This window comes from Mycolicibacterium arseniciresistens, assembly GCF_030519285.1.
GTDB lineage: Bacteria > Actinomycetota > Actinomycetes > Mycobacteriales > Mycobacteriaceae > Mycobacterium > Mycobacterium arseniciresistens.
In genome coordinates this window covers 1-1,361 of the sequence record NZ_JAUMSQ010000483.1, presented here as the reverse complement: position 1 = coordinate 1,361, position 1,361 = coordinate 1, and the positions used below count along the sequence as shown (strand labels likewise).

The window sequence follows — 1,361 nt, the reverse complement described above, 5'->3', positions numbered from 1 at the left end:
ACCCGTTGGCGGGCGGTTCGGGGCCGTCGACGGGCGCCGGGCTGGTGCGGGCGGCGTCGCTACCCGGGTTGGGTGGCACCCCGCCGCAGACGCCGCTGATCTCGAACCTGCTCGGCACTTCCGGGCAGGCGCCGGTCGGCGCGGGTGCGCCGGGCGCGGGCGGACCGGGACTGGCGCCGGTCGCACCCGGTAGCGGCATGGGCCCGATGGGCGCGGGCCACGGCAACAAGGGCGGCGGCTCGACCACCAGGACGGCGCTGACCGCGCCGGCCCCGCTGATCCAGGACTTGAACGAGGACGAAGACGACGACTGGTGAGTCGTCGCCACAGATTTTTCGGCTGAGGAGCCGAAAGACTCGCCATCCCGTGGTGAGGACACAGGAAGAAGAGGAAACACATGTCAGACCCGATGATCACAGATCCAGCCGTCCTCGCCGCCGAGGCCGGTAACTTCGCGCGAATCGCCGCCGAGCTCAAGGGCGTCATCACGTCGGTCGAGGCGACCGCCGGTGCCCTTCAGCCGACGTTCAAGGGCACCGCGGGCATGGCCGCCCAGGCCGCTCTGCTCCGCTACCAGGAGGCCGGCAATGCCCAGGAGCGCCTGCTCGACGACATCGCCAACAACATCCAGCAGTCCGGTCTGCAGTACACCTCGACCGACGACGACCAGAGCGCGGCCATCAGTGCCGTCGAAATGGGCATCTGAGCGAATACGCCGAAACACCTAAACCAACCGAAGACCACGAGGGAGAAACAGCATGTCCGATGGAATTGTCTACAACTTCGCAGGCATCGAAGGCGGTGCCGGCGAGATTCAGGGCGCGGTCGCCACGACTGCCGGCCTGCTCGACGAGGGCAAGGGATCGCTCGCCACGCTGCAGAGCGTCTGGGGCGGCGGCGGCTCCGAGGCATACCAGCAGGTGCAGATGCGCTGGGACGCGACCTCGGCGGAGCTGAACGACGCGCTGCAGAAGCTTGCGCAGGCGATCAGCGAGGCCGGTCAGCAGATGGCCTCCACCGAGGCTGGCGTCACCGGGATGTTCGCCTAGCCCGACCCCAGCACGTTGGTGGGCGGGTCGGCCCGGCTCGAAGATAGGGTCAGGCCGACTCCGCCCATCTCGTGTGCTCAGGAGTGCAAACGCAAGGAGAGGTACCCATGTCGGCAGACTATGACCGGCTCTTCAACTCCCCCGACAGTGGTCAGCCGCCCGAAGAGGCGACCAGGACCGTCGACCGGGAGGCTCTGATGGGCGGTTCGACGTCGCCCGTGCCGGCTACCGGGACGCCGCCGCGCACCCCGGATGCGGGCCCACCGCCACCTCCGATGCCGATCGCTCAGCCGCGCGCCCAGGCAGCGCCCG

General features: G+C 69.1%; 3 protein-coding genes and 1 pseudogene. All 4 read left to right on the top strand.

The genetic code is table 11. From position 1 onward, the window contains the following. Nucleotides 1-317, top strand: a pseudogene (locus tag Q2100_RS30800) (PPE family protein); the annotation flags it as partial. Nucleotides 318-409: 92 nt separating this feature from the next. Beyond that, entirely contained in the window at nucleotides 410-706 is a 297-nt protein-coding gene (locus Q2100_RS30795) for a WXG100 family type VII secretion target (RefSeq protein ID WP_276009140.1), read from the top strand. A 52-nt stretch (nucleotides 707-758) separates the two neighbouring features. Continuing rightward, entirely contained in the window at nucleotides 759-1,049 is a 291-nt protein-coding gene (locus Q2100_RS30790; protein WP_264014128.1) for a WXG100 family type VII secretion target, read from the top strand. Between the two features lie 107 nt (nucleotides 1,050-1,156). Next, nucleotides 1,157-1,361: ESX-1 associated ATP-binding protein EpsI N-terminal domain-containing protein (locus Q2100_RS30785; RefSeq protein WP_456094156.1), on the top strand; the 205-nt coding region annotated here is incomplete at its 3' end.

Coding starts and splice junctions, on each gene's coding strand:
- Q2100_RS30795 (WP_276009140.1), top strand. CDS start 410: ATGATCACAGATCCAGCCGTCCTCGCCGCCGAGGCCGGTAACTTCGCG.
- Q2100_RS30790 (WP_264014128.1), top strand. CDS start 759: ATGTCCGATGGAATTGTCTACAACTTCGCAGGCATCGAAGGCGGTGCC.